At 33.4% G+C, this 2,385-nt stretch carries 1 protein-coding gene; it reads left to right on the top strand.

Annotated elements, in window-relative coordinates; all coding sequences use genetic code 11:
* Positions 1-1,136: 1,136 nt before the first annotated feature.
* On the top strand, positions 1,137-2,385 hold a 1,249-nt coding region (locus AFK68_RS01555; RefSeq protein WP_168186278.1), incomplete at its 3' end, for a serine/threonine-protein kinase.

Raw genomic sequence — 2,385 nt, 5'->3', positions numbered from 1 at the left:
ATTAGCGAGCCATACGCGACTTATCCCACACATTACGCGCTCTGCACTACCGATGGAAGGAGCTGGCTTCCTGGCTTTAAGACTTATAATGTTCCATCTTAAGTTATTGCCAAAAATTTTTAGATATCTCCATCTCCCATAACTATACAATAAGTATTCAACTTATGGAGATGTCTAATATAGCAATTCCCAAAAAGCGTTAGGTACAAAATTCTATACTTTAGGCAACAGGGAACAAATAAGAGGCAACAAATAATAGGCAACAGGGAACAAATAACAGGGAAGAAAGATAAAAATGTACCTCACGCTTACTGAGAAACGCTATAACAATTAAAAAAAAAGGGTAGTCCTGCATAGTAATGGTAGATGGATGGGGAGATGGGGAGATGGGGAGATGGGGAGATGGGGAGATGGGGAGGTGTGGTGATGTGGTGTGTTCGAGTATTTTTCAACCTTAGACCACCATTACAATGCACCAGCACCAAAAAAAGAATGATACAAAACGGAAAGCTCGAAATGTATACTTAAAAAGAGATAATTCAATTGTATAAGCAACCTAATCTATATCATTTTCCCTCTTTTTTTTCTTCAAGATTTATTCCCTCTGTCTTCTTCAGAGCCTATACTATTTGTAACAAACATTTATCAAATTGGGACAATAAATTTTCTGCAATTGTATAGATAAATAAGTGATCTAATATAATAGAAAAATTAGTTTGAGTAAATAGTTTTGTTTCTATCGAAGCTTATTAGAGCCAATTAGGATTATTTTATACTCAAAGATAGACCTCCGCATATATTAGGAGTTACTCAAATAAGCTTAACAAAACAAGAAGTCAAAAACTGTTAATTGTCATAAATTATATAGAAACTGTAGAGCAATAAATTAATTAATTTTTCCATGATTAAATTACCCAATTATCACATAAATCAACAAATTTATACAGGAACAAGAACTACGGTTTATCGTGGATTAAATACCATAAATCAACAACCAGTAGTTATCAAAGTTCTCAATAAAGAATACCCTACCTTTTCTGAATTATTACAATTTCGCCATCAATATACAATNAGCGTTTAGCGTTCGGCACAACTTTTCGTTCCGGAATGCTCCGCAAACGTTAACGCTTAGTGACATGAAAAACGCCCCTTGTGCGCTAGAAAAACGGGCCGAAAAAATTTATACAGGAACAAGAACTACGGTTTATCGTGGATTAAATACCATAAATCAACAACCAGTAGTTATCAAAGTTCTCAATAAAGAATACCCTACCTTTTCTGAATTATTACAATTTCGCCATCAATATACAATTACCAAAAATCTGAATTTATCGGGAATTATCAAACCCATATCCCTAGAAAAATATGGTAATAGTTATGCCCTAATCATGGAAGATATTGGAGCAATATCTCTCAAAACATACCTAAGCAATCAAAAACTTAACCTGCAAAATTTTCTGGAGCTTGCTATTTCGATAGTAGAAATTTTAGAAGACTTATACCATCATCAAATTATTCACAAAGATATTAAACCTTCTAATATTGTAATTAATCCAGAAACTGGAAATGTCAAATTAATTGACTTTAGTATTTCCACATTATTACCCAGAGAAACTCAAGAAATTATCAACCCCAATGTTCTGGAAGGCACATTAGCATATATGTCTCCAGAACAAACAGGCAGAATGAACCGAGGAATAGACTACCGAAGTGACTTTTATTCTTTAGGAATTACATTCTATGAAATACTCACAAATCAACTACCTTTCTCCTCAACTGACCCCATAGAATTAGTTTACTTTCATATTGCTAAAGAACCCACTCCACCTACCGAGATAAATACAGAAATACCTCTAATAGTAAATAATATTATTCTGAAAATGATAGCCAAAAATGCTGAAGAACGCTATCAGAATGTTTTAGGATTAAAACACGACTTAGAAATTTGTTTAAAATCTTGGCAAAAAACAGAAAAAATCCCTCTATTTGAGTTAGGAAAACATGATATATCTGACCGTTTTAGCATTCCCGAAAAACTCTATGGTCGTAAAAATGAAGTTCAGAATTTATTAGAAGCTTTTGAAAGAGTTGCTGAAGGTGAAAGTGAAATAATGTTAGTAGCGGGTTTTTCAGGAATCGGAAAAACAGCAGTAATAAACGAAGTTCATAAACCAATAGTTCGCCAAAAAGGCTATTTTATTAAAGGAAAATTTGACCAATTTCAACGTAATATTCCTTTTAGTGCTGTTGTACAAGCATTTCGGGATTTGATGGGAGAATTGCTGAGTGAAACGGAAACTCAATTACAGGAATGGAAGAGTAAAATTCTCTCAGAATTGGGAAAAAATGGGCAAGTAATTATTGAAGTTATTCCCGAACTAGAAT

This window comes from Hydrocoleum sp. CS-953 (assembly GCF_002260545.1).
In the GTDB taxonomy this organism is placed as follows: domain Bacteria; phylum Cyanobacteriota; class Cyanobacteriia; order Cyanobacteriales; family Microcoleaceae; genus Trichodesmium.
Note: the sequence above shows the minus strand (reverse complement) of the source record. Positions and strands in the feature narration are given on the sequence as shown.